General features: G+C 54.3%; 37 protein-coding genes. 24 read left to right on the forward strand and 13 right to left on the reverse strand.

Annotated elements, in window-relative coordinates; genetic code table 11:
- The 8 genes from E3E25_RS06160 (at position 1) to E3E25_RS06195 (ending at position 4,288) form a co-directional block, all read left to right on the forward strand.
- A complete protein-coding gene (locus E3E25_RS06160) occupies positions 1 to 1,086 on the forward strand; it encodes an FAD-dependent oxidoreductase (protein ID WP_167892257.1) in 1,086 nt (361 codons plus the stop codon).
- A 92-nt stretch (positions 1,087 to 1,178) separates the two neighbouring features.
- Positions 1,179 to 1,694, forward strand: a complete 516-nt coding sequence (locus E3E25_RS06165) for a rubrerythrin family protein (RefSeq protein WP_167892258.1) — start codon at positions 1,179 to 1,181, stop codon at positions 1,692 to 1,694.
- 78 nt (positions 1,695 to 1,772) lie between these two features.
- On the forward strand, positions 1,773 to 1,934 hold the full coding sequence (gene rd, locus E3E25_RS06170; protein ID WP_167892729.1) for a rubredoxin: 162 nt from the start codon (positions 1,773 to 1,775) through the stop codon (positions 1,932 to 1,934).
- A 10-nt stretch (positions 1,935 to 1,944) separates the two neighbouring features.
- On the forward strand, positions 1,945 to 2,292 hold the full coding sequence (locus E3E25_RS06175) for a class II SORL domain-containing protein (RefSeq protein WP_167892259.1): 348 nt from the start codon (positions 1,945 to 1,947) through the stop codon (positions 2,290 to 2,292).
- A 115-nt stretch (positions 2,293 to 2,407) separates the two neighbouring features.
- A complete protein-coding gene (locus E3E25_RS06180; protein WP_167892260.1) occupies positions 2,408 to 3,013 on the forward strand; it encodes a hypothetical protein in 606 nt (201 codons plus the stop codon).
- A gap of 33 nt (positions 3,014 to 3,046) precedes the next feature.
- Positions 3,047 to 3,406, forward strand: coding sequence for an iron-sulfur cluster assembly protein (locus E3E25_RS06185; protein WP_167892730.1), 360 nt, complete (start codon positions 3,047 to 3,049; stop codon positions 3,404 to 3,406).
- 3 nt (positions 3,407 to 3,409) lie between these two features.
- Positions 3,410 to 3,760, forward strand: a complete 351-nt coding sequence (locus E3E25_RS06190; protein ID WP_167892261.1) for an iron-sulfur cluster assembly protein — start codon at positions 3,410 to 3,412, stop codon at positions 3,758 to 3,760.
- A gap of 3 nt (positions 3,761 to 3,763) precedes the next feature.
- Entirely contained in the window at positions 3,764 to 4,288 is a 525-nt protein-coding gene (locus tag E3E25_RS06195; protein WP_167892262.1) for a ferritin family protein, read from the forward strand.
- Between the two features lie 41 nt (positions 4,289 to 4,329).
- Here the strand turns inward: E3E25_RS06195 and E3E25_RS06200 are convergent, their stop codons facing one another.
- The 3 genes from E3E25_RS06200 to dps all read right to left on the reverse strand — a co-directional run bounded on the left by E3E25_RS06200 (position 4,330) and on the right by dps (position 5,796).
- On the reverse strand, positions 4,330 to 4,779 hold the full coding sequence (locus tag E3E25_RS06200; protein ID WP_240910789.1) for a ferritin family protein: 450 nt from the start codon (positions 4,777 to 4,779) through the stop codon (positions 4,330 to 4,332).
- A 120-nt stretch (positions 4,780 to 4,899) separates the two neighbouring features.
- Positions 4,900 to 5,202 carry a ferritin family protein gene (locus tag E3E25_RS06205; RefSeq protein WP_013466634.1) on the reverse strand — a complete coding sequence of 101 codons (303 nt, stop codon included), beginning with the start codon at positions 5,200 to 5,202 and terminating at the stop codon, positions 4,900 to 4,902.
- Positions 5,203 to 5,244: 42 nt separating this feature from the next.
- The gene (dps, locus tag E3E25_RS06210; RefSeq protein ID WP_167892732.1) at positions 5,245 to 5,796 is read right to left on the reverse strand and encodes a DNA protection during starvation protein; all 552 of its coding nucleotides are present in this window, start codon (positions 5,794 to 5,796) and stop codon (positions 5,245 to 5,247) included.
- Between the two features lie 103 nt (positions 5,797 to 5,899).
- On the opposite strand from dps, the gene E3E25_RS06215 reads away from it, so the two are divergent.
- The gene (locus E3E25_RS06215) at positions 5,900 to 6,277 is read left to right on the forward strand and encodes a Fur family transcriptional regulator (RefSeq protein ID WP_167892263.1); all 378 of its coding nucleotides are present in this window, start codon (positions 5,900 to 5,902) and stop codon (positions 6,275 to 6,277) included.
- A gap of 120 nt (positions 6,278 to 6,397) precedes the next feature.
- Positions 6,398 to 7,099, forward strand: coding sequence for a hypothetical protein (locus E3E25_RS06220; protein WP_167892264.1), 702 nt, complete (start codon positions 6,398 to 6,400; stop codon positions 7,097 to 7,099).
- Here E3E25_RS06220 and E3E25_RS06225 read toward each other — a convergent pair.
- Complete coding sequence (locus E3E25_RS06225) at positions 7,080 to 7,556, reverse strand: ferritin family protein (RefSeq protein WP_167892265.1); 477 nt, start codon at positions 7,554 to 7,556, stop codon at positions 7,080 to 7,082. The two genes, E3E25_RS06220 and E3E25_RS06225, sit on opposite strands and share 20 nt — an antisense overlap.
- A gap of 54 nt (positions 7,557 to 7,610) precedes the next feature.
- Between E3E25_RS06225 and E3E25_RS06230 the strand changes: the two genes are divergently transcribed.
- The 3 genes from E3E25_RS06230 (at position 7,611) to E3E25_RS06240 (ending at position 9,120) form a co-directional block, all read left to right on the forward strand.
- On the forward strand, positions 7,611 to 8,138 hold the full coding sequence (locus tag E3E25_RS06230; protein ID WP_167892266.1) for a GNAT family N-acetyltransferase: 528 nt from the start codon (positions 7,611 to 7,613) through the stop codon (positions 8,136 to 8,138).
- A gap of 63 nt (positions 8,139 to 8,201) precedes the next feature.
- Positions 8,202 to 8,771 (forward strand): molybdopterin-dependent oxidoreductase, encoded by a 570-nt coding sequence (locus E3E25_RS06235; RefSeq protein WP_167892267.1) that lies wholly within the window; start codon positions 8,202 to 8,204, stop codon positions 8,769 to 8,771.
- A gap of 4 nt (positions 8,772 to 8,775) precedes the next feature.
- Positions 8,776 to 9,120 (forward strand): hypothetical protein, encoded by a 345-nt coding sequence (locus E3E25_RS06240; protein ID WP_167892268.1) that lies wholly within the window; start codon positions 8,776 to 8,778, stop codon positions 9,118 to 9,120.
- A gap of 2 nt (positions 9,121 to 9,122) precedes the next feature.
- Here the strand turns inward: E3E25_RS06240 and E3E25_RS06245 are convergent, their stop codons facing one another.
- From E3E25_RS06245 to E3E25_RS06275, 7 genes are all read right to left on the reverse strand, one after another.
- Positions 9,123 to 9,830, reverse strand: coding sequence for an ABC transporter ATP-binding protein (locus tag E3E25_RS06245; RefSeq protein ID WP_167892269.1), 708 nt, complete (start codon positions 9,828 to 9,830; stop codon positions 9,123 to 9,125).
- Positions 9,827 to 10,264, reverse strand: coding sequence for a hypothetical protein (locus tag E3E25_RS06250; protein ID WP_167892270.1), 438 nt, complete (start codon positions 10,262 to 10,264; stop codon positions 9,827 to 9,829). The genes E3E25_RS06245 and E3E25_RS06250 overlap by 4 nt, the downstream gene beginning before the upstream one ends.
- The gene (locus E3E25_RS06255; RefSeq protein WP_167892271.1) at positions 10,261 to 11,004 is read right to left on the reverse strand and encodes an ABC transporter permease; all 744 of its coding nucleotides are present in this window, start codon (positions 11,002 to 11,004) and stop codon (positions 10,261 to 10,263) included. The genes E3E25_RS06250 and E3E25_RS06255 overlap by 4 nt, the downstream gene beginning before the upstream one ends.
- Positions 11,001 to 12,041: a hypothetical protein gene (locus E3E25_RS06260; RefSeq protein ID WP_167892272.1), complete on the reverse strand. Its 1,041-nt coding sequence runs from the start codon at positions 12,039 to 12,041 to the stop codon at positions 11,001 to 11,003. Before E3E25_RS06260 ends, E3E25_RS06255 begins: the two co-directional genes overlap by 4 nt.
- A 236-nt stretch (positions 12,042 to 12,277) precedes the next feature.
- Complete coding sequence (locus E3E25_RS06265) at positions 12,278 to 12,532, reverse strand: putative toxin-antitoxin system toxin component, PIN family (RefSeq protein WP_240910746.1); 255 nt, start codon at positions 12,530 to 12,532, stop codon at positions 12,278 to 12,280.
- Entirely contained in the window at positions 12,529 to 12,852 is a 324-nt protein-coding gene (locus tag E3E25_RS06270) for an antitoxin (protein WP_167892273.1), read from the reverse strand. Before E3E25_RS06270 ends, E3E25_RS06265 begins: the two co-directional genes overlap by 4 nt.
- A gap of 75 nt (positions 12,853 to 12,927) precedes the next feature.
- Positions 12,928 to 13,452, reverse strand: a complete 525-nt coding sequence (locus E3E25_RS06275) for a ferritin family protein (protein WP_167892274.1) — start codon at positions 13,450 to 13,452, stop codon at positions 12,928 to 12,930.
- Positions 13,453 to 13,821: 369 nt separating this feature from the next.
- Here E3E25_RS06275 and E3E25_RS06280 point away from each other — a divergent pair, with 369 nt between their 5' ends.
- Genes E3E25_RS06280 through E3E25_RS06330 form a run of 11 tightly spaced genes read left to right on the forward strand, consistent with a single transcriptional unit; the run spans position 13,822 to position 22,434 of the window.
- Positions 13,822 to 14,712 carry an ATP phosphoribosyltransferase regulatory subunit gene (locus E3E25_RS06280; protein ID WP_167892275.1) on the forward strand — a complete coding sequence of 297 codons (891 nt, stop codon included), beginning with the start codon at positions 13,822 to 13,824 and terminating at the stop codon, positions 14,710 to 14,712.
- 24 nt (positions 14,713 to 14,736) lie between these two features.
- The gene (gene hisG, locus E3E25_RS06285; RefSeq protein WP_167892733.1) at positions 14,737 to 15,354 is read left to right on the forward strand and encodes an ATP phosphoribosyltransferase; all 618 of its coding nucleotides are present in this window, start codon (positions 14,737 to 14,739) and stop codon (positions 15,352 to 15,354) included.
- Positions 15,344 to 16,477: a histidinol dehydrogenase gene (gene hisD / locus E3E25_RS06290; protein WP_167892276.1), complete on the forward strand. Its 1,134-nt coding sequence runs from the start codon at positions 15,344 to 15,346 to the stop codon at positions 16,475 to 16,477. Before hisG ends, hisD begins: the two co-directional genes overlap by 11 nt.
- Complete coding sequence (gene hisB, locus E3E25_RS06295) at positions 16,474 to 17,010, forward strand: imidazoleglycerol-phosphate dehydratase HisB (protein ID WP_167892277.1); 537 nt, start codon at positions 16,474 to 16,476, stop codon at positions 17,008 to 17,010. The genes hisD and hisB overlap by 4 nt, the downstream gene beginning before the upstream one ends.
- 2 nt (positions 17,011 to 17,012) lie before the next feature.
- Positions 17,013 to 17,600: an imidazole glycerol phosphate synthase subunit HisH gene (gene hisH, locus E3E25_RS06300; protein ID WP_370456652.1), complete on the forward strand. Its 588-nt coding sequence runs from the start codon at positions 17,013 to 17,015 to the stop codon at positions 17,598 to 17,600.
- 1 nt (position 17,601) lies between these two features.
- Complete coding sequence (hisA, locus tag E3E25_RS06305) at positions 17,602 to 18,300, forward strand: 1-(5-phosphoribosyl)-5-((5-phosphoribosylamino)methylideneamino)imidazole-4-carboxamide isomerase (RefSeq protein WP_167892279.1); 699 nt, start codon at positions 17,602 to 17,604, stop codon at positions 18,298 to 18,300.
- Positions 18,282 to 19,040, forward strand: coding sequence for an imidazole glycerol phosphate synthase subunit HisF (gene hisF, locus E3E25_RS06310; protein WP_167892280.1), 759 nt, complete (start codon positions 18,282 to 18,284; stop codon positions 19,038 to 19,040). Before hisA ends, hisF begins: the two co-directional genes overlap by 19 nt.
- Positions 19,041 to 19,049: 9 nt before the next feature.
- The gene (gene hisIE, locus E3E25_RS06315; protein ID WP_167892281.1) at positions 19,050 to 19,679 is read left to right on the forward strand and encodes a bifunctional phosphoribosyl-AMP cyclohydrolase/phosphoribosyl-ATP diphosphatase HisIE; all 630 of its coding nucleotides are present in this window, start codon (positions 19,050 to 19,052) and stop codon (positions 19,677 to 19,679) included.
- Complete coding sequence (hisC, locus tag E3E25_RS06320) at positions 19,676 to 20,695, forward strand: histidinol-phosphate transaminase (RefSeq protein ID WP_167892282.1); 1,020 nt, start codon at positions 19,676 to 19,678, stop codon at positions 20,693 to 20,695. Before hisIE ends, hisC begins: the two co-directional genes overlap by 4 nt.
- Positions 20,686 to 21,417, forward strand: a complete 732-nt coding sequence (locus E3E25_RS06325; protein ID WP_167892283.1) for an HAD family hydrolase — start codon at positions 20,686 to 20,688, stop codon at positions 21,415 to 21,417. The genes hisC and E3E25_RS06325 overlap by 10 nt, the downstream gene beginning before the upstream one ends.
- 24 nt (positions 21,418 to 21,441) lie before the next feature.
- Entirely contained in the window at positions 21,442 to 22,434 is a 993-nt protein-coding gene (locus tag E3E25_RS06330; RefSeq protein WP_167892284.1) for a TIGR01177 family methyltransferase, read from the forward strand.
- Between the two features lie 368 nt (positions 22,435 to 22,802).
- On the opposite strand, the gene E3E25_RS06335 is transcribed toward E3E25_RS06330, so the two are convergent.
- Positions 22,803 to 23,282 (reverse strand): putative toxin-antitoxin system toxin component, PIN family, encoded by a 480-nt coding sequence (locus E3E25_RS06335; protein WP_167892285.1) that lies wholly within the window; start codon positions 23,280 to 23,282, stop codon positions 22,803 to 22,805.
- 1 nt (position 23,283) lies between these two features.
- The gene (locus E3E25_RS06340) at positions 23,284 to 23,616 is read right to left on the reverse strand and encodes a hypothetical protein (protein WP_167892286.1); all 333 of its coding nucleotides are present in this window, start codon (positions 23,614 to 23,616) and stop codon (positions 23,284 to 23,286) included.
- Positions 23,617 to 23,635 lie beyond the last annotated feature (19 nt).

Below are 23,635 nucleotides of genomic sequence, written 5' to 3' on the forward strand. Positions count from 1 at the left end.
GTGAGACTCGTCATAGTTGGAAACGGACCCGGGGGCGTTGAGCTGGCCAAGAGCCTAGCGGGCGAATTCGATGTAACAGTGGTGGAAAAGGAAAACCTCCCACACTACTCCAAGCCCATGCTGAGCCACTACATAGCGGGCTTTATTCCCGAGGAGAGGCTCTTTCCATATTCTCTTGACTGGTACGGAGGGAAGGGCATAAACCTGCTCCTTGGGACGGAGGCGAAGCTTATCGACAGGTTCCGCAAGGTCCTCGTGACCGATAACGGCGAGGTACCCTACGACGTCCTCGTCATGGCAACCGGAGCGAGGGCCAGGGAACCGGCGATTCCGGGCAGAGAGCATATTTTAACGCTCAGAACCCTCAGAGATGCAAAGCTCATGAGGGAACGCCTCAGGGAGGAGGGCGAGGTGACGATCCTCGGCGGGGGATTCATAGCGCTCGAACTGGCCGGAAACCTCTCCAAAGCAGGCTACACTGTTCGGCTCGTTCACAGGAGAAAGGGCCTCCTCGGCCTCGACGAAGAACTGAGCGGGATCATAAAAGAAAAACTTGAAGCCGTTGGGGTCGAGTTCCACCTTGAAGCGAGGGCCTTAGGGGCGGACGAAGATGGCCTGAAAACGGATAGGGGCTACATCAAAGGCAGACTGAAGGTCTGCGCCTTTGGGATAGTGCCTAACAAAGAGCTGGCCCTGAGGAGCGGTATCCACACCGGAAGGGGAATACTGGTGGACGACCACTTTAGGACCTCGGCCAGGAACGTTTACGCTATAGGGGACTGCGCGGAACTGGGAGGAGTCATTGGAGGAACCGCCAAAGCAGCTGTGGAGCAGGCGAAGGTTCTCGCCAACCTTCTAAGGGGAGTCGAGGATCGCTACGACTTCTCATTCCGCTCGGCATTCTTCAAGTTCGCCGACTTCAGCGTGGCCCTCATCGGACGGACGAAGGGAAAAGGCGAATGGCTCGATGAGAGTGCCAAGGTCTTCCGCGAGGGGGATAAAACCGTCGGTGCAGTTGTCATAGGTAACATAAAGAAAGCGTTCCGGCTCGAAAAGGCCATTAAAGAGGGACTGCCTATTGACTGAAGTGCGAGCTTCCCAAAACCTTTGGTTTGGAAAATCGTTATATACTCTGAATCCGAAGATGTTAGTGCAGCACCGTTTGTTGGTGGTCCCGTATGGTAGTGAAGAGAAAGATGACCCGAAAGTTTCTGGAGGATGCCTTCGCCGGCGAAAGCATGGCCCACATGAAGTACTTGATTTTCGCCGAGCAGGCTGAGAGGGAAGGATACCCGAATATAGCCAAGCTCTTCAGGGCAATAGCCCACGCTGAGTTTGTCCATGCCAAGAACCACTTCATAGCTCTCGGACACCTCGGCAAGACGCCGGAAAACCTTCAGACAGGTATAGACGGCGAGACCTACGAGGTCGAGGAGATGTATCCCGTCTTCAAAAACACCGCGGAATTCCAGGGTGAGAAAGACGCGGTGAGGACGACCCACTACGCCCTGGAAGCCGAGAAGATACACGCGGAGCTTTACGCCAAGGCTAAGGAGCTCGCCGAGAGCGGGAAGGACATTGAAATAAAGAAGGTCTACATCTGCCCTGTCTGCGGCTATACTGCCGTCGATGAGGCTCCCGAGTACTGCCCGGTGTGTGGAGCCCCCAGGGAGAAGTTCGTGGTCTTTGAATGAGTTTTCGTTTTTCCATTTCCCAGGTTTGAACCACAAACCTTATAAGGACGGACTAATAACATTAGGGTGGTGAAAGAAATGGCCAAATGGAAGTGTATAGTATGCGGCTACATCTACGATGAGGACGAGGGCGACCCGGACAGCGGGGTTGAGCCGGGAACCAAGTTTGAGGACCTTCCGGAGGACTGGGTCTGCCCGCTCTGCGGCGCTCCAAAAGACATGTTTGAAAAGATAGAGTGAGGTGGTCGAGATGCTTAGCGGAACCATAAAGAGTGGAGACTGGAAGGGGGAGAAGCACGTCCCCGTTATAGAGTACGAGAAGGACGGCGACCTCGTGAAGGTCGAGGTCAGCGTCGGCAAGGAGATACCTCACCCGAACACCCCGGAGCACCACATAGCCTGGATCGAGCTCTACTTCCACCCAGAGGAAGAGAACTTCCCGATTCTCGTCGGCAGGGTTGCATTCACCAACCACAGTGATCCGCTCACCGAGCCGAGGGCAGTGTTCTTCTTTAAGACTCAGAAGAAAGGCAAGCTCTACGCCCTGAGCTACTGCAACATCCACGGCCTCTGGGAGAACGAGGTCACGCTCGAGTGAACCTTTCCCTTTTTTGCCCCAACCCCCTCTCTTTGGTACCCGAGCAACGTCCGGAAGGTTTATCTACACTGCCGTAGAGGTATTCTAAGACGTATCGCGTGCGAGATGATAGAAGATGCATCCATATCATGCCATCATGGGCACAGGAGGGATCCTGGTCCTCACCGGGATTTTTCTGACGTGGAACCTTTCAAGGAACATAGAAAAGTTCCGGCTTGGGACGGGCAGCATCTCAAAGTTTATGTTTCTCGGGGGCATCTTAACGGCCCTCGGATTCATAGAACTTATAGTGGGAATGGGAACGGAGGTCATGGCACTCCCTGCAATTCTTGGTCCGGCGCTGATAGTTTACGCCCTCTCAGAGAGCGGTCTCGTGAGGGCAAAGCCCGAGATGCTCCTTCAGGTGGCGGTGATAGTGGGATCGCTGGTTCTCAGCGGGGACAGGGTTCTCTACATAATCGAATCGTTCTCGGCGATAGCAGTTGTAATCCTCATGGACGCGGCAGCCTTTTACGTCCATACCCCCCTCCAGTACGGCAGGCTCGCAAGGCTTTCAGCGTGGATGTTCACCCTCTTTGTGCCGTTGAACGCCGCCAACCCAGGGAGCCCAGTTGCCGTGGGCCTGTACCTCCTGTCAACCGCACTCTGGGTCGCAGTACTCCTCGCACTTCACGGTGTTCTCAGGGCGCGCTTCCCCAGAACTGCCCAGGAAGGCTTATAACCGGACACTCCCAACACCCAGTAGGTGAGAAAAATGAAGGTTTACATGCCTGGTAGGGACTGGCCGGAACACTACAGGGCGGTGCTTGAGGAGCTGGCGAACATAACCGACCCGGTCACAGGAGGGGACATCCTGGACTCCGGTGTCGTGGCCGGTCTTGAGGTTAGCGAGGATACCCTCAAAGTCTGGCTCAACTTTGAGAGCCACGCCGAGTACAACATAACCGGCGCGAGTGCGATAGCATACTCAAAGATAATCGGGGACATAATTGAGCGCTTTGCCCTGGTAAGGTTCCAGAACGTCTACGTCTACGACCTTAAGAACAACCCCGTGGGAGTTTTTGAGAACAGGAAGGGCTACACCATTGAGGACATCAGCACTGAGAGGGTCTGAGATTTGAGCCTCTTTAACTTTCTCAAACCTCGAAAAACACCAAAAAGACGCCCCCGGGAGGACCTCCCCCCAGAAGTCTTCGAGGTCGTCAGAATCCTGGAAAGGGTAAAAGACCCCGAGACCGAGTTGAACATCGTGGAGGAAGGCCTTCTCTACGGCCTGACTGTAAAGGAAGGGAACGTTGAGGTCTTTCTCCTGATGGCCAGATCAACGCCGGAGTGCCACGCGTGTCAGATGCTAGCCGTGAACGTCCAAGGCAAGATTTTAAACGATATAGTTTCCGTTCTGAAGCAGGAAGGATTTAATAAGATAAAGGTTTACAATGAAATTGGACTGTTGCTAGCGGAGGGATGAGTTATGGTTCCACCAGAGTTGGACGAGGGGCTTCCCCTCGAAAGGATTAAGGACTTCTCCCTTGAGGAACTCCTTGGGATGGCCATAAAGGCCGAGATTGGGGCGAGGAAATTCTACCAGAGCCTCGCAGAGAGGATAGAGATAGAAACCCTGAAAGAGAAAATAGAGTGGCTCGCAGGAGAAGAGGGCAAGCACGAGGCCCTGCTCAGGAAGATGTACGGGGCAATGTTCCCCGGGAAGGAGGTCGTGTTCCCCAAGGAGCACATAGGCCCAGAACTGAAACCCGTTGCCAGGGAACTCCACGGCGCCCAAGATATAATAGACCTCATCAGATGGGCTATGCGAGCGGAGGAGATAGCGGCTCACTTCTACGAGGAGGTCGAGAAGATAGTCGAGACCGAAGACAGAAAAAGGCTCATGCGCTACCTCAGCGACATGGAGAAGGGTCACTATTACACCCTACGCGCCGAATACGAGCTCCTCCTCGACTGGGAGATGTACAGCCAGATGATGCACGTTGGCCCGTGATTTCATGCACTCTTTAAAATTTTTAAAGAAAAGGCAGGGCTTCACTCCTTGTATTTCGCTATGAGCTCTGCAAGGAGCCTGTGGTGCTCCTTCTCGTTTTCAATAAGTGCCTCGGCGAGACCTTTAAACAGGGGGTGGGTCATCTTCTCGGCCATCCTCTGGTAGGTCTCTATCATGTCCTTTTCAATCTCCAGATGCATCTCGGCAAAGCGCTTGACCAGGGCCTTCTGCTCCGGTACAAGTTCGACCTCCTTGACCTCCTCTATGGGCCCTTCTCCCGCGAGCTTCTCCAGCTCCTTCTGGGCCTCCAGAATGGCCTTCATCAGGTGCTTGTGTATTATCGTGTCTATGGCTATCCTGCCGACGACTTCCTCAACCTTGGTGTACTTCAGACCCTGCCCCCTTATGAGGCCGAGACCGTCCGTGTAGCTCGCGGCGGCCTTCTTTTCGGTCTCGTAGGCCCTCTTAACGAGTGGTTCAACCATGCACATCACCAGAACTATATGAACGTCGAACCTTAATAACGTTTTTCATTGAGCAAAAGGGTGCATCAACCCACTGCTTAGTGCACGAGAATCGAAAGGAAGCGAGGGAAAAGAGGAATGAAGAGGTCACAGTTCGACCTTTATGCCGGTCTCTTCCTCAACTTCCTCGAAGCCTTCCTTCATGTACTTTACGAGCTCCTCATCAACTTCAAGGAGCGCCGCTAGGAACTCCCCAACGTGCTCCTTCTCCTCGTTGGCGACGTCGTAGAAGATGTGCTTTATCCTCTCGTCCTCTATGAGCTCCGCCAGCTGTTCGTAGAAGCTTATAGCGTCGAGCTCGGCCTCGATGGCCCAGCGTAAGGCCTGGGCTATTTCCCTCTTTGAGAGGGGCTTCTCCCTCCCCAGGAGGTAGGGCTTTTCAGCGAGCATGGTATCACCACCACACAATACATTCGGACGTTAATAACCCTTTCACCTCAGGAACTTCGAGACGAAGGGGCTCTCCCCGGGTTTTGTTCTCCTGAAGTGGCCGCTCGGCTTGCCGGTGAGGAGCTCCTCAAACCATGCCTCGTGCTCGATCTCCTCATGGAGTATGGCTAAAGCTAAGTCATACGTCCTCGGGTCTTTCCCAAAGGTGTACTTGCATATCTCGGTATAAACGCCGACTGCACAGCGCTCTGCCTCAAGGAGGACCTTAAGGATGTTCTCAACGGTCGGCTCCTCTGGGAGGTAAGCGTCGCGGCACCAGGCCATCTTGGAGAAGTCAACGATGTCCCTCGGGAGCTCACCGCCAAGCTCGTAAATCCTTGGGACTAAGGCCTCGAAGTGGTTTCTATCTTCAAGGCGTGCATCTTCGATTATCTCCTTTATCGTCTCGCCCTCCATGCCTGCCGCATGGTTTCTCAGAATCGTGTAGTAGTAATAGGTCGTAAACTCCGCGGCTGCGGCCCTTAGCAGCATATCCAGAAGTTTTTCCACGTCTATTCCGGCCTTCTCAACAAGTCTTCGGTTGTGTTCAGACATAGGTTTCACCAGAAACCCTAGGTATTTCTTGTTAATAAACCTTTCTATTTAGAAGTTAGTTTTGATTAGAAAGGCTTATAAGTCAGCTTACAAAGGCTGAACTATGTGGAGAGAAAAGGCCCTACAAAGACTCAGGGAGAGCGGTTACAAACTCACGCCCCAGCGCCTCAAGCTTATCGAAGTCCTTGAGGAGCTTGGGCCGTCCCACCCTTCCCTGACTGAAGTGCTGGCTGAAATAAGGGAGGATTTTCCAACGATGAGCTTTTCGACGCTTTACTCCAACCTGATAACGTTAAAGGAGCTCAAACTCGTGGAACTCTTCTCATTAGATGGGGAGACGAGGGTTGAGCTTAACACCGAACCCCATATAAACCTGATAAGCGGGGGCAAAGTCATTGACCTCAACGACCACGAGATAATTGAAAGGATAAGGGAGAAAACGGGCAGAAGGGTCAAGCTCGTCAATGTTTGGGTGGAATGAAGTGCAAATACAGAAGGGCCGCGTATTAATTCTCTTTTTTCGTCTGGAAGCGTGGAAACAATTCTATGGCAAAGTCTTTTATAGTACATCTTCTCTAAACACTACAAAGGACGTGATATTATGAAAGTTTTAGTTCTCTCTACCTTGCACCAGTTCCACGGCCACGTGGATTACTACACATACGAGCACCTTTCAAACATAATCGAGGCATTTTCACCGGACATCCTCGCCGTTGAGCTGAGGCCTTCAGACGTTGATGGCAGGGTGCCACAGACAATAAAGCAGGAGTACCAGAAAAGCGTTTATCCCCTGATTGATAAACTGAAGTGCGAGGTTATCCCCCTCGAACCGCCCGAGCCGAAGTATTCCGAACTCATAGGGATGGCAAAGAGATCAATGAAGAACCTGAAGGAGAGCAATCCCCAAGCACTGGAACACTTTAAACTCTACGTGGAAGCTCTATACGGCGTGCTTTTCAACTGGTGGGGTTCGGTTCTCGATGTCAACTCTCACGAGACGGACAGGCATTTCGAAATCAAAAGGAACTACCAGAATTCGCTGTTCGGCAAAGATGAGAAAGCGGCATGGGAAAAGTGGAATGGATATTTTTTGGAACAGATCCTCAAGGCAAATGAGGGGAAGACGGACGGTAAGATGCTGGTCCTGGTTGGAGTGGAGCATTCGTACTGGCTGCGCAGGGAGCTCCGTAAAAGGCACGACGTCCAGCTACTGGAAGCCCCTGAAGTTTTGCCAGATATCATTGGAGTCCGAGGTTCACGCCCCGGCAGTGGAGAGCAGGAATTCAGTCCACCTCAAGGCTGAAGTCCTGGTAGTCCATCCAGATGCCGGTCTTCATGACCGAATCGTACTGGGCTTTCAGGAGTTCGTAGTGGGCCTTCTCAACCTTTGCCAGTTCCTCAAAGATTCTCCTCACCGCTTCGTGCTCCGCCTCTCTCGCGGCTTTCTCGTAGAATTCCCAGGTCAGCTTTTCCTGCTCCATACCGATTTTCACGGCATCAACTTCACTGTCAATGTTTTCGGCCTTAACGAGAAGCTTCTCAAGGAGTTCCTCGTTTATTGCCGGCAACTGACACTTCTCCACCACACTTTCAAGGAACTTCTCCTCGAAGACCTCCCAGTGTTCGGCCTCTTCCCCCGCTAAAAACAGGAACATTTTCTTTGCCTTCTCATCCTTGGTTTTCTTTGCCAGGTTTAGATAGAACTTTAGCTCAGCTTTCTCAACTTCAAGGGCTAAGGCCAGCGCTTCAAGCTCGTTCATGCTATCACCAAAACGTTTTAGGTCTCGGACCCTAATAACCTTTGGTGGACAGTTATGAGGATTGAGAGGGTGGATGAGCCGCTTAGCCTTAAGGACGAACTGGTTCGCTTCGTCTTCAGGGTCTATCAGGGGACCGGCGGGGCTTACCCTGCCCTGGAGTGGGTGGAGGACAAGCCATCAACGGACGACTTCGAGGGATTCAGAGAAGTTTACGAACCGTTCCTTGAGTTTAGGCTTAGAGATGAGCTCGACGAGCTCTACGTTCTAAGGGATGACGAAGGAAAAATCGCCGGAACGGTTGCCCTCGTCTACAACCTCGAAGGCAAGGACGTCTGGTGGGTGCCGGACGAAATCAAAGACGAGAGGACGGGGCTCGTCGAGTTCTTCATGGTCGATCCGGCGTACAAGGGCAGGGGATACGGCTCCCGGCTGCTGGAATTTGCCATCCAGCGCCTCAGGGAGCTTGGAAAGGTTCCCTACGTGATAACCTTCCCGGAGCTTGAGGCTTATTCATATTATATAAGAAAGGGCTTCACCAAGGTGATGGATTACAAAGAATTTGTCGTGCTGAAAAAAGAATGAGTGGGCAGGTCTGTCCAGGAATCCTTTTATATGTCCAAAAGAAAACCCTCATAGTGAAGCTTTATGAGAAAAGAAATCTTTGGGTTTCTGGTTCTTCTCCTCCTGATTGCTGGCACGTACTTGCTGGCCAAGGGAGAAGAAAAGCAGGGGAGTGATTATATTCCCAGTACAGCCGGCGTCATCCAGGTCACGGGGCTCGTTGAAAGGCCCTACAACATCACCTACGACGAGCTCTCAAAGCTCCCCTCAAAGGAGGTGGAGGCGGCGCTCTACTGCGTCGGCGAACCGGGAAAAGTCAGGAAAAACGGGACGTGGAAGGGCGTTCCACTAAAGACAGTCCTTGAGCTGGCAAAGCCCACAGGCGGGACATACAAGGTGGCCCTCTACGCCAGCGACGGTTTTACGACGGACTTCTACCTTGATACAGTGATGAGGGACGAGGACATCATCATAGCCTACGAACTCAACGGCGAGTTGATAACCCCGAGAATAGTCGCTCCGGGCAGGTGGGGCTACAAGTGGATAAAGTACCTCACGAAAATCGAGCTCGTAAGCTACGACTTCAAGGGCACGTGGGAGAGCGCCGGCTATCCGGACGACGCTTATATCACGGATCAATCCCCCGGCGGGTGAGGACATGAAGGCAAAAACGGCCATAGCGATTGTAGAGTGGACCTCTCTGCCCCTGCTCCTCTTTGCTGGGCTGCTCGTCATAAGCGGCTACGGGCTGACGAGTGAAGCTGCCAGAAACGCTTCGCTGGGGCTTTTGACCTTCTCCCGCTCCCAGGCGATTCACCTCAGCCGGCTGGTTAAGCTGGGCTTCGTTTCTCTCCTGCTCCTCCACACCTACGCGGGAACGGAGGTACTGGCAAAGAAGATGGAAAAGAACAACCGGAAGCTCGCGGCGCTTATGGAGTACTCCGTACTTGCGTTTCTAATCTACGTGGGCTGGATAGCGGTGAACGGGGAGTTCGGGGGATAACCTCAGCCGGGGTTGCCGTTCTTAATCTCCGACGGTCGGAACATTCCGGCTACGTCATCGGCTATATCCCTGAACTCTCCCTTAAGATAGACCTTTCCACCGCTGATGACCACCCCGTAGTCGGCCAGCCCCTCAAAGGGCTCCCATATGTGGCTTATGAGGACGAAGCTCCTGCCCTTCCCCTTCCATTTGCCTATGACCCGCACGATTTCGGCGACGCTCTCGAAGTCCACGTTGGCCAGGGGCTCGTCGAGGAATATCACGTCGGGTTCTCCCACAAAGGCCTGGGCAAGGCTCAGCCTCTTCAGCATTCCCGAGGAGTAGCCCTCTATGCGCCTGTCGAGGGCGTCTTCGATGCCGAAGAATCGGGCGGCCTTTTCCACATCGCTCCTATCTGCCCCTCGTGCCCTGGCTATGAACTCCAGCCACTCCCCTCCGGTAGTCAGCTTTGGAAACCTCCCTGGGTCGAAGGCCACCCCGATGCCCTTCCTCACATCCGGGTGTTTCCAGGGGTTCTTTCCGAGGAGCTTCACGGTTCCCTTGGTGGGCTTGTAGAGGCCCAGTGCGACCTTCATGAAGGTGCTCTTTCCACCACCATTGGGCCCGAGGATCAGCGTCAGGCCCTCGGGTATATCGACGGTGACTCCCTGCAGGGCTTTTATCGGCCCAAAGTGCTTGTGAAGATCCCTTGCCTCGATTACCGCGCTCATCTCCTTCCACCTCCAAGCAGGGTAAGCGCTAAAAGCCCCCCGAATAAAGCCGAAGCCCACAGGTGTGCCGACTTCTGCTTCCCCGGAAAGCCCACGTCAATCGGGGTTATCGTTATCGTGATGCCCCGGCTGGAGTTCCCGCTGAAGTCGTAGAAGCCCGGGTGGGGAAAGACCAGCGCGAAGGCCCCGTTGCCCGCCACTTCTCCGGTGAATATCGTCTCCCCCGTCTGAAGGTCCTTCACCTTGAACTCCCCGGTTCCAACGGCGTAGAGCTTCACCGACGCCATTGATGATATGTAGACGGCGGTCGCTTCCCTCCCGGACACGAAGACCGTTTTGTAGTGGACATCGCTCGGTTTGAGGTTCGACTGAAGGACCAGGCTCACCAGCGAGACGAGCATCAGGGTGAGGAGGAGAGCCTTGAAGAGCCTCATCTCACGTCCCTCCAGTTGCCGACAAGTATGTAAAGGACAAGGAACGCCAGCGCCGGGAGGAGGGTCATCTTCACGAAGGCCCACGAGAACACCGGGTCAGACCACGCTGAAATCGTCGCGGATTTGTAGTCTATCAGGACATTCCTCCACGGCACCGGCCCGTACCAGTTCGTCCCCAGAAACTCCGGAAGGTAGAGCGCTATGAATCCACCGAAGATGGAGACGTAGGTGTTCGGTGATGCTATCGCTATCAGGGCCGCGACCGAGGTCATGAAAAGCAGGACGGAGAGGTAGAAGAACGCCATCTGGGCCACGTGGACTTTCAGAGCGCTGAGCACGGCATCGGGGGTTGCCGAGAAGTGCAGGGCAAAGACAAGGAGGTAAACCGCAAAGATGAAGATGAAGAGCACGAGAAAAGCCGCCAGGAACTTGGCGAGGAGGATTCTAACCCTCGAAACTGGGAGGGAATACACCGAGAGGGCAACCCCCTCGTCCCTTTCGAGCCTCACCGCCAGGGTTATTATGAAGGGCACGAGTATAGCCAGGAGCAGGTAAACGTCGCCGGTGAAGGCCGTTCGGAAGACCAAACCAAGTATACCCACCCCGTGAGGCCCGCCATGGGAACTGGCGCTCCAGGTCAGGTAGTACCTCTTCATCACGGTTCCAACGAGAACAGCCCCGACCGAGACCAGGGCCAGAGTTAAGGGGGAGCGGAGCTCCCAGCGGAGGACTTCCTTCACCGCCTCCACCTCCAGAGGACGAGCACGCCAAGAACGATAGCTATACCAACGACGGCTACGATGGCGGTTCTGGATGGCCCCTCGTCGGGGAGCTCTGCTGGCTTAGTGAAGTCTATGTTGGTCTCGGCCAGGACGAGGCCGAAGGGCGGCATCTTGTTGCTCTCCTTGATCTCCTCCTCGTGCTCCCTCGCTAACTCAGTGTCCTGGATCATAGCCTCACTTATTCCAAGAACTTTCCACAGGGGACTGAACGGGGTGAAGAAAGCTATTGCCAGACCACTTGAGCCGTCGTAGAGGAGGACGCATTTTCCAAAGCCACTCTCTCCCTTCATCATGTTCGTGTGGGCCATGTAAACTGGAGCGTTGAACTCGCCGTAGTATGTCAAAGCAGTCGAGTTTATCATCTTGACGTTCTCAACCTTTAGCCCCGGCAGTATCTCAAGTCCCGTTATGTTGGCAGGGTTTTCGGCCCAGAGGAAGTTCTTTCCCACAGGACTCCCGTTGACGTAGATATCGCCCGTCTTCAGATCGAGCTCAAAAGCATTTCCCCATGAGGGAGTCTCGGGTATAAGGGATTCGTTAAAGAGATGACCAACCCCTTCCTCAATTGTCAGTCCTATTCTCCCACTGACCCCCACCTCGGAATAGCTGTTTTCGCAGATGGTCACGTTCCTTAACTGACTGCTAATTTTCAGACATTCTCCACCAGTGAAGTTGTACTTCTCCTGATACCTTCGGAGTATCTCCCTTGCCGTTTCCTCATCCAGGGTTTTCTGAACACTTTTCGTGCAGTTAAAACCTCGGAGAAGAACGGACATTTGGACTCGATCCCCAGTAACTTTAAGGACGCGCCACGTAAGTTCAATCCCCTGACAAGCATATGTGATATATCCATCAGAAGTATTGGTCTCGATAGTAAGCATCTGACCCCTGGAAATGTATTTCGCATAAATCCCTTCCTTGAACCAGTAGGGCGTTGCCGAGACGAGCGGTACCATCAAGACGAGGACTATTACCAACACTGCCAGACGCCTCATAGAATCGCCCCCTCGGACGCGAGAAGGGTCCAATCGGATTCTATTCCCCATCGCCCCCCCAAACAGGGTTTTGCACTCAATGTTACATCTTAATCGTTTATTAGCCTTTCGGTGTTAAGAAGTTTTAACAAGACAACTCAAGCAATTATAAAGACAAAACTCATCATGCAAATCAAGCTGAACACTGAAAAAAGTAAGTCCCAGCCAGAGTTCATCAGCATTCGGCCTTGAGAACCTCATGATAGAACTCGATCGGCTTGAGTATCCTGACGACGTGGGTTCCAAGGCTTAGAGTTTTGTTGTCGCCCCCTCAACTCCAAGAGGTCCTTGTCCCACGTTAGGATGTATTCAGCCTTCGCTTTATAGGCTATACCCAGCCATTTATTATCGTCCGGATTTCTGGAGAAGTTAAACGTTTCAAAAGAGGGAATCACAACCGAGCCCTTCAGGTATCTCGCTAGGACGACGTTGGTGTCCATAACGACCCTCATTCCCCAGCACCTGTGAGCCTCCGAAATTCCCCTTCAACCTCTTTCAAAACCTTCTCCACTTCCGGCCATTCGTCATCGAATTCTCCCTTGGCCAGCCTCCTCCGAGCTTCTTCCACTTCGGCTTTAATATCATCTCGTGTGAGCCCTCTGGCCACTTCTCTGGCTTCTTCCAACATTATCTGGCCAAGAGTTACTGTAACAGCAAATTTAATAAAATCGGAGCGGCTCCTGAACTCTTTTTTCATTACCAGCTCGTCTATTTTCTTGACCACATATCCCGGGAGTCTCACGGAAATCGGGTATTCCACCCTCTCCGCCATTCACACCACCAATACAAATTCACTACAATAGTATTTAAAACTGATGGATGCCCCCAAGAAAAATGTAGGGGGCAATCAGAAGTTGAAGTTTATGTCCTTCATCAGCTGGTCGTAGAACTCCTCCTTGTATATGTCCGGGTAGCGCGTTATGTAGTCGTACTGCTTGCGGAGGATGTTGTAGTGGTTCCTCTCCATGTCGGCGAGCATCTCAAGCATTAGCTTCGTCTTCTCTGTGGCGGCGTAGCCGGCGAGCTCTTTATAAAGCTTCTCGCTGACGAGCTCGGCCTGCATGGCTATCTCGTAGACCTCATCGATGTTAACGTCAGGCTTCTTGATCGCCTCGGCCATCTTCTCGGCTATGACCCGGAACTCCGCCATGACGTCGATGTTTATCTTCTTCGGCTCGGTCCTCTCCCCCTCAAACTTCTCGGCCATCTTTTCTATTATCTCGCGGTGCTTATCTTCTTCCTTGGCTAAGAAGAGCAACTCATCCCTTATGATGTCGCTCTTGGTCAGGGAGGCGAGTTTTTCATAGGCCTCCTTGGCCCTTATCTCGGAGTTTATGGCAATCTCAAAAACTTCCTTGTCCGTTATCTCCATCGAAAATCACCTCAGCATAGATTGGTGAAGGAGGATATTAACGTTATGGCGCAAATCTGGTTATCATTTCGTCGGGTGTGATGAGAGAAGTCGACACAGTTTTGACTAAATGCCCATAAAAGGTATTTTTTCTGACGTTTAAACAGTAGAACTCCGAATAAGATTATAAACCTCCAAAGGCAGGTTGGCATGTTGGTGGAGGTGTCAAACATGAGAGAATCTGAGAGAGCTGACCCCAAATACACCCTTGAGAACCAGATAATAGTCCCTTCTTCCGTAAGATACTGCCATCATTGACTCTTCTGGAACACCGTTAGACCCGGACAGTTGCACTGTTAATCTCGTGGATAAAGCCCAGGAGGGGTTAGTGTGAGAAAGGGCCTGCTCTTTGAATCCGGGAGACTATCAGAGGTTGGAAAATATCTGAGGAGAACCTTCGAGCTTTGGGGTTATCGGGAGATCTTCCTTCCCGCAATCGAGGAGTACAGTAAGAATCTGAGAAAGGGAACTAAGTTCGCCTACAACAACGGGTTCTACGTTATAAAACCCGACATAACGTCGCAGATACTGGAGAACATCAAGGAGCCGCCGGAAAGGCTTAAACTCTACTACATCAGCGAGGTTCTCGACGGTGGTGTAAGGGGGCAGTGGCAGGCGGGGGTGGAGTACATAGGCGGAGACGTCACGAAAATGGCCGCCGAGGTGCTCCTCACGGTCATAACCGCCCTCGAAGCGGTGGGGATAGAGGAGTTCTACATAGACATCGGGAGCCTGAAGGTCTGGGAGGAAGCCACTGAGGAAATAGCAGAGTTCAGGGGAGAAGTCTACAGGGCACTCGTGAGGAGGAACTTCGAGATAATAGAGCGTCTCCCGATAAGTGGGGAGAAAAAGGAGGAGCTGTGGAGGCTTTTCAACTTCTGGGGAAAGGAGAGCGGTTATCAGAAGCTTGACAGAATAGTCGAGGCTGTCAACGACGAGAGGCTGTTCATAGACTTTGGCACCGTCAGGCCACTCCCATACTACCGCGACATACTCTTCGAGATTTATTCACCCGAGCTTGGAAAGCCCCTCGGGGGTGGAGGGGAGTACACCTTCAAAGGAAGGCCCGCCTTCGGCTTTGCCTTTGACATGGGAGCACTCTCGAAGCTCTTCAGAAAGAAAGGAGACCGGAACAGGAAGAGGCTGAGCGGAGAGCCCAGGGAAGTCTTCACCGAGGCCAAAAGGCTTGTGAGGATGGGCATTCCGGTGGAGGTGGAGTGAATGAAGCGTTCCAACGGCTCTCCAATAAGGTTCGTCCTCCCCAAGGGCAGGCTCCTCCAGGGTTCGCTGGAAGTCCTGAGGAGAGCAGGAATCGAGCTGAGAGCCCCCGCGGAGAGGAGGCTCATTGAGAGGGTTGGCAGCTACGAGGTTCTCCTTGCGAGGGCATTCGACGTTCCGGTTTACGTTGAGTACGGAATCGATGTTGGCATATCCGGGAGCGATGTCGTGGAGGAGCGCGGGAGCGACGTCCTAATACCCCTCGAACTTCCCTTCGGGAAGTGCAGGCTCAGCATAGCCATGCCGGCTGATAAGGCCGTGGAACCAGAGGAGATGGACGGGTATCGGATAGCCACCAAGTATCCGAGGATAACGAGGCGCTTCTTCGAGGGACTCGACGTCGAGGTGGAAATCCTGAAGCTCCACGGGAGCATCGAGCTGGCGCCGAAGATAGGGATAGCCGACGCGATAGTGGACATCGTCGAGACCGGGAGCACGCTCCGCGCCAACGGCCTCGTCGAGGTGGAAAAGGTAATGGACGTCTCAGCTCTGCTCCTCGTGAATAGAATAGCCCAGAAGACCAAGTTTGAGGAGATAAACGAGCTCGTCTTTGCGGTAAAGGAGGTGATTAGGAATGGATTTTGAGCTTGAGAGCTACGTCGCCGGAATATTGAGGGATATACGCGAGCGTGGCATCGAAGCCGTGAGGGAGTACTCCAAGAAGTTCGACAACTACGATGGTCCCTTCCGCGTAACCGAAGAAGAGTTCAGGGAGGCAGTGGAGAGTATACCTGAGAGAGACAGAGAGACAATCCTCCGCACAGTTGAACGCCTGTGGGAGTACCACGAGAGACAAAAGCCGAAAGAGGAACTTTTCGTTAAAAACGGCTCTCTCTACGGCCTCATCTACCGCCCGATAAGGAGGATAGGAATCTACGTTCCCGGCGGAAAGCCCCTGCCGTCAACCCTCATGATGGTTGCAGTTCCGGCAAAGATAGCGGGGGTGAAGGAGATAGCCGTAACAATCCCGCCGAAGAACGGCAAAATCAACCCCTACGTGCTCTACGTCGCCAAACTGCTCGGCATAGACGAAGTCTACAAGCTGGGCGGTGTTCAGGCCATAGGGGCGATGGCCTACGGGGTCGGCATGAAGAAGGTGGACAAGATATTCGGTCCGGGGAATAAGTTCGTGAACGAGGCCAAGAGGCAGGTCTTCGGTGTCGTCGGCATAGACAGCCTGGCCGGGCCCTCGGAGATAGCGGTGATAGCGGACGAAACCGCTGAGAGGGAGTACGTCCTGGCGGACCTCCTCAGCCAGCTTGAGCACGGGAAGGACAGCAGGGCGTGGCTTCTCACCACTTCAGGAGAGCTGGCCGAATACTGCTCGCGCGAGGGAATAGAGGTCATACTCTGCGAGAGCCTTGAGGAGTGCGCCGAGAAGGCCAACGAGATAGCGCCCGAGCACCTTGAGATAATAACCGCTCGACCTATGGAGCTCGTTGACCTCATCGAGAACGCCGGGGCGATTTACCTCGGCAGCTATACCCCCGTTCCGGCCGCCGACTACTTCCTCGGCGTCAACCACGTCCTCCCGACGGGAGGAGCGGCGAAGTTCAGCGGTGTGCTGACGGTCAGGGACTTCCTCAAGCCGATAAGCCTGGCCCAGGTGAGCAGGGAGGAGTTCCTTTCGGAGAGGGAGCTCGGACTGAGGCTGGCAGAGATAGAGGGGATGGCCTTCCACAGGAGGAGCATGGAGGTGCGGAAATGAACAGGAAGACGGGGGAAACCGACGTGACGGTGGAGCTCGACGTGGCGGGGGAGATAAGGACGGGCGATGGAGTCCTCGACCACCTCCTCACCGCCCTCTTTTTCTACATGGGGCGGGAGGCGAAGGTCACCGCGAGCTACGACCTCAGGCACCACCTGTGGGAGGACGTAGGGATAACACTCGGGGAGGAGCTCCGCTCCAAGCTCCCGGAGAGGTTCGCCCGCTTCGGGAACGCGGTGATGCCCATGGACGACGCTTTACTCCTCGTCGCGGTGGACATATCGGGAAGGCCATACGTGAGCGCTGAACTGGACTTTAAGGAGAGGGAGGAGGGTTTTGAGGCCTCCCTCGTCAGGGAGTTCCTCTGGGGGCTGGCCCGCTCGCTGAGGGCAACGATCCACGTGAAAACGCTGAACGGGGTCAATGCGCACCACGTTATCGAGGCGGCATTTAAAGGCCTCGGCCTGGCCCTCGGGAAGGCAACTCAGGAGAGCGGAAAGCTGGAGAGCACGAAGGGCCTGCTGGAGGTGTGAGGGTGATAGCGATAGTTGATCTGGGGATAGGCAACCTCGCCAACGTGAGAAAAGCCCTGGGAGGAGTCATTACAGATGACCCCTACGAGATTGAAAAAGCTGACAAGCTCGTCCTCCCCGGCGTCGGCAACTTCGGGGCGGTGATGGAGAGGCTCGAATCGCTGAGAGGGGTCATACTCGACGCAATAAACGATGGAAAACCCTTCCTCGGGATATGCCTCGGCCTCCAGCTCCTCTTCGAGGGGAGCGAGGAGAGCCCCGGAAAGTCCGGCCTCGGGGTTTTCAGGGGAGAGGTGGTCAGGTTTCAGGGAGTCAGAACCCCACACATCGGCTGGAACCAGCTGTGGAAGAGGAAGGACTGCCCGCTCTTCGAGGGGATTAGAGATGGAGCGTACTTCTACTTCGTCCACTCCTACTACGCGGTTCCTGGAGAGGACATCGTTGCGGGCGTTACCGACTATGAGTCGAAGGGAAAAAAGGTGGTCTTCACCTCCGCCGTCTGCAGGGGGGACGTCTACGCCGTCCAGTTCCACCCGGAGAAGAGCGGGAGGAACGGTTTGAGGGTCATGAGGAACTTCAGGGGGCTTTAAGATGGAGGTTTATCCTGCCATAGACCTCATGAACGGAAAGGCCGTGAGGCTCTACAGGGGGAGAAGAGAGGACGTTAAAGTCTACGGCGAGCCGCTGGAGATAGCGGAGCGCTTCGCCGAGCTGGTGGACAAAGTCCACATCGTTGACCTCGACGGTGCATTCGAGGGCTTTCCGAGGAACCTCGATGTGGTCGGGAGAATAATCGAGGAGACAGGTCTCAGAGTCCAGCTCGGAGGCGGTTTAAGGAGCTACGAGGCCATAGAGAGAGCCTACGAAATCGGCGTCGAGAACGTGATAATCGGCACTAAGGCGTTTGACCTTGGGTTCCTTGAGAGGGTGACTGACGACTTTGACGGGATAACGGTGAGCCTCGACTCGAAGGGCGGAAGGGTTGCGGTGAAGGGCTGGCTTGAGAGCGGTATGCCGGTTGAGAGGGCCTACAAAGCCCTGAGGGACTACGTGAACAGGTTCGTTTACACCTCGGTCGAGAGAGACGGGACGCTGACAGGGATAGAGAAAATCGAGAGGTTCTGGGAAAGCGAGGAGTTCATCTACGCCGGGGGAGTTTCGAGCATCGAAGACCTGGGGAGGCTTGCCGAAACGGGCTTCTCCGGGGCCATAGTTGGGAAGGCGCTGTACGAAGGCCTTGTTACCCTTGAAGAGCTTCTGGAGGTGGCGGGATGCTCGCCAAAAGGGTAATCGCGGCGCTGGACATAAAGGCCGGCCGGGTCGTCAAGGGGATAAAGTTTCAGAACATACGTGACGCCGGCGACCCCGTCGAGCTGGCGAAGCGCTACGAGGAAGAGGGGATAGATGAGATAGTCTTCCTCGACATCACCGCCTCCTACGAGAAGAGGGGAATCCTTCTCGACCTCGTGGAGAGAATCGCGGGGGAAATATACGTCCCCTTCACGGTGGGAGGGGGCATAAGGACGGTTGAAGAGGCGAGGGAGATAATCAAGCGCGGCGCCGACAAGGTCTTCATAAACACTTCAGCTGTTGAGAGGCCGGAACTGGTGAGGGAGATAGCGGAGATAGTCGGCAGTGCAAACCTCGTGGTGGCGATAGACGCCAAGTGGAACGGCTCCTTCCGGGAGGTCTACACCCACGGCGGAAGGAAAGCTAGGGGGATTGACGCGGTCGAGTGGGCGAGAAAGGTGGAGGAACTTGGCGCCGGCGAGATACTGCTCACGAGCATGGACACCGACGGGACGAAGGAGGGGTTTGACATATCCCTGACAAAGGCCGTTGCAGAGGCGGTAGATATTCCCGTCATAGCCTCTGGGGGGGCTGGAAAGCCCGAACACTTCTACGAGGCCTTCAAAGCCGGAGCCGAGGCGGCACTGGCGGCGTCAATCTTCCACTATGGGGAATATACCGTCGGAGAGCTGAAGGAGTATCTGGCCGGGAGGGGGATTCCGGTCAGACTCGACTACTGAGGTGGTAGAATGAACGTGGGGGAACTCATCGAGAAGGTCAACTGGGAGGAGAACGGCGGGGTTGTTCCGGTCGTCGTTCAGGATACTAAGGGCGAGGTGCTGACGCTCGCCTACATGGACAGGGAAGCACTGAGGAGGACTCTCCAGACCGGCTACGCCCACTACTACTCCCGCTCCCAGAAAAGGGTCAGGATGAAGGGCGAGGTGAGCGGGAACCTTCAGCGCGTTAGGGAGATAAAGGTTGACTGCGACGACGATGCACTCCTCCTAATCGTCGAGCAGAAAGGAGCTGCCTGCCACACGGGGAACTACTCCTGCTTTTACAGGAAGCTCGGCGAGCCGGAGAGGGTTCTTCCGGTGGACTACTCGCTGACCATCCTGCGGGAGCTTGAGGAGCTTATACGGAAAAGGAAAGAAGAGCCCGTGGAAGGCTCCTACACCTCAAGGCTGTTCCGTGAAGGTAGGGAGAGGATATACAAGAAGTTCGGAGAAGAAGCGGTCGAGGTTCTCGTTGCAGAGACGCGGGAAGGCCTGATATACGAAACCGCCGACATGCTCTACCACCTGCTCGTCCTTCTCGCCTACAACGACGTTTCCCTCGGCGAGGTGATGGCCGAGCTGAGGAGGCGGCGGGGATGAGGATCCGGGAACTCGTTAGGTCGTTCGAGCCGTACCGCGTTGTGGAAGAAGACTACCCGATAAGGCTCGATAAGAACGAGAGCCCCTACGATTTACCCGGCTGGGTGAAGGAGGAGATATTCGAGGAGCTGAGGGAGCTTTCCTTCAACCGCTACCCTCACATAACCTCGATGCCGGCCAGGGAGGCCGTAGCCAGCTTCTACGGCCTGTCTCCGGAGAACGTCGCCGTCGGGAACGGCGGTGACGAGCTGATAGGCTACCTCGTCCGGCTCTTCGAGGGGGACTACGTAGTCACGACGCCGCCGACCTTCGGCATGTATTCGTTCTACGCGAAGCTGAACGGGGTTCCCCTCATTGAGGTGCCCCTGAGGGAGGACTTCACGATAGACGGCGACGCCATAGCGGAAAAGGCAGGGAACGCGAGGGTAGTCTTCATAGCCTCCCCCAACAACCCGACTGGAAACCTCCAGCCGGAGGAGGAAATAGTCAGGGTTCTCGACACTGGGAAACCTGTTGTCCTCGACGAGGCCTACGCTGAATTCGCAGGAAAGAGCCTCTGGAGGCTCATCGAGGAGTACCCGAACCTCATAGTCCTGAGGACTTTCTCCAAGGCCTTCAGCCTGGCCGGGGTCAGGGCGGGCTACCTCCTTGCGAATGAGGAAGTTGTCGATGCCCTCTACCGGGTGAAGTCACCGTTCAGCGTTGGAGTCATGACAACGGCGGCCGTGAAGATTGTGCTCAGGCACTACGACCTCGTGGAGAGGCGAGTGGCGAAGATAATTGAGGAAAGGGAAAGGATAAGAAAGAGCTTCCGGGAGTTCACCTATCCCAGCGACGCGAACTTCCTCCTGATGAGGCTGGACGCCTACGAGTTCCTTCTGGGGAAGGGCATAGTCGTGAGAAAGCTATCGGGAAGGCTCGCCGGCCACATACGGGTCACCGTCGGGAGAAAGTGGGAGAACAGGGAGCTGATAGAGGCCCTCAGAGAATTCTTGGAGGTAAATGCATGTGGGTAGTGTTCGACGTTGACGGAGTGCTCATAGACGTGAGCGAGAGCTACGATTTGGCAGTTAAGCTCACGATCGAGTACTTCCTCAGGCTCTTTGGAATCGAGAGGGAGATAAAGTCCGAGTGGGTCAGGGAGCTGAGGAGAAAGGGTTCCTTTGGCGATGATTTCAAAGTCAGCGAGGCGCTGATACTCTTTGCCCTCTCCGGAAGGGCAGGGGAGCTCGTTGATGAATTCCCGGAGGGTGGAACCATAGAGTGGGTTCGCGAGAAGTTCGGCTTTCAGGTCTTCGGCGGGAGTATCGAGAGGGTCTTCAACACGTTCTACCTGGGGATGGAGTACCCGGAGAGGCTCTTTGACTTCCCGGGACTGTGGAGAAAAGAGCGTCCCATCGTCAGGAAGGAACTCCTGGAGAGGGCCTCCGAGCGCTTCAAGCTGGGGGTGGTCACCGGGAGGAGCTCCCTTGAGATGGAGCTGGCGGAGAAGATAATCGGGTTCAGGTTCGAAAACGCCGTTACGAGGGAGGTCTATCTCAAACCAGACCCCAGGGCACTGTGGGAGCTAGTGAGGGGCGAGCCAGGGGTCTACATAGGCGACACGACAAACGACGGGCTCTTCGTGGAGAACTACCGGAGGAGGTACGGGAGAAAGTTCGACTTCGTCATGGTGGGGCGGGACGTGGGGGACGTCAACGAGTTCCTGACGGAACTGCTGACCGAGGAACAAACTTAAAAACCTCCCCGAAAAGCTCCAACCATGCTCTACGTTGAGATACTCGGAAACCTGCCCGAGATGGCGAGGGACGAGGTAAAGGCCATGCTCGAACTGGCCGGAGGAGAGATAGCAGGCCAGGACTACCTTTTCCTCAAGGTGAATGCCGACGAGCGGGTCTTTCCGTTCCTTGATCGCCTTGGCCTGACCCACGAGTACGGCGAGCTTATTATTGAAGCCGAATCGGTGGAGGAGCTCTTAGAGAAGGCGAAAGAAGTCGAGTGGCCGATTGAAGGAGCATTCAAGGTTGACACAGAGACCATGGCCAACTGCAGGCACAACGTCCTTGACCTCCCAAGGAAGCTCGGCGCGGTTATACACGCCCAGGGCTTCCGCGTGAACCTCTCAAGGCCGGACACTCTGGTCAGGGTCTACTGCGGCGAGAGACTCTACGCCGGGATACAGCTTAGGTTCTTCGACCCCAAGGACTTCGAGGGCAGAAAGGCCCACCACAGGCCGTTTTTCAGGCCGATTTCCCTCCACCCGAGGGTTTCAAGGGCTCTTGTGAACCTGACCGGGGCAAGGAAAGAACTCCTCGACCCCATGATGGGCGCCGGTGGCATTCTGATTGAGGCAGGCCTTCTCGGACTGAAGGTTTACGGGGTGGACATAAGGCCGGAGATGGTCGAAGGCGCCGAAATGAACCTCAGACACTACGGAATAAAGAACTACGAGCTGAAGCTCGGCGACGCAACTAAGCTGGAGGAGCTGTTTGATAAAAAGTTCGAGGCCGTAGCCACAGACCCGCCCTACGGGACCTCGGCGACCCTCGCTGGAAGAAAAAGGGAGGAGCTGTACAGGAAGGTATTGGAGAGCATTTACGGGGTTCTTGAACCCGGTGGAAGGCTGGCGATAGCCTTTCCGGCGAGCTTTGACGGGAAAAAGGAGGCTGAAAAGGTCGGCTTCAAACTGGTCGGGAGATACTACCAGAGGGTTCACAAGAGCCTGGAGAGGTACTTCTACGTGTTTGAGAAGTGAGAGTCGGAATGTCCCAGAGTAGCACCACAGAGAAATACTGAAGATTCCAGGACCTTAAATTCTGCAAACGGGCTTGGTCTACCCGGAATCCACGATTACATTGATTTCCATACCCTATATGCAATTTGCTGTCCCGTTTCCGTAGAACGTAGTCATGTGGAAAGTGGATTAGGGTAGCGCTCCCGCATCGCGGACATTTAACTTGTTTCCGTAGGACGTAGTCGTGTGGAAAGAAGCCATAGCGGCTTGGAACCTGTGAGAGCCGTGAAAGTCGGCGGGACTCAAGGCAGGGGCACTGATGATTTCAGACAATACTGACCTTCCCTCTGCCCTTAAAGGAGTCTTGAAAAAGTCATGAAAGCCAAGCGTCATCTCAAAACTTCTCTCACGAATTCCCCGGCCCCCAAAATTTTGACATTTCTACCGTCAAAACGATAAGTTTTAGTTGTTTCATCACGCATTTGGAGGATGTGTTTCGTGTTTTCCGAGATAATGTAGTCCACCTTCTTGGCATAAGCAACGTCGAAGAACTTGGCGTCGTTTGGGTCTTTCAGTTTCTTAATGAAATCAATGTCGTGAGAGAGCTTTTTCCGTGGACGGACCGTGATACTGTTCTTGAGAACTATCGTCAGAATTCGCAACGCACGTCTCGTGAGTCCAGTTTCAAGCCCAATTCCCAGAACCTGGGTCTGCATCTCCTCGATAATCTCATTCGAGACGAAGTTTACAATTTCTCCCTCCTGCAACGCCTTTATGATTTTCCATGCAGGAGACTTGGAAAGGTCCTTGGACTTCAGTGCGCTTATGAGGACTGAAGTATCCAGAACAACCTTAATCCTCTGTGCCATGCTAAACGACCCCAAGTTCCCTTAGCTTCACTTCTATCCGCTTGAACTTCTTAAAGCTCCTCCTACCCATCTCTAAAAGCTCCTCAATGGGACGGTCTATCCCACTCTGTTCTGCCTCCAGTTCCCTCTCCCACTCCTTGAGTTCCTCATCAGTGGCAGTCTCTGCAAGCCTTTCAACCTCGTCAATGAGCTGTCTCATCTCAAAAAACCACACTACATCCTCTGGCTTCTCGTGAATCTTTTTAGCAAGCTGGACAATCCACGCACTAATAGAACGCCTGGCCTTCTCATCGGTTTTCAGCATCATCTCAATGGCTCTCACATCAGACGCCATACCACTCCCCATTTCTGAA

The sequence above is a fragment of the Thermococcus sp. MAR1 genome (genome assembly GCF_012027305.1).
GTDB lineage: Archaea > Methanobacteriota_B > Thermococci > Thermococcales > Thermococcaceae > Thermococcus.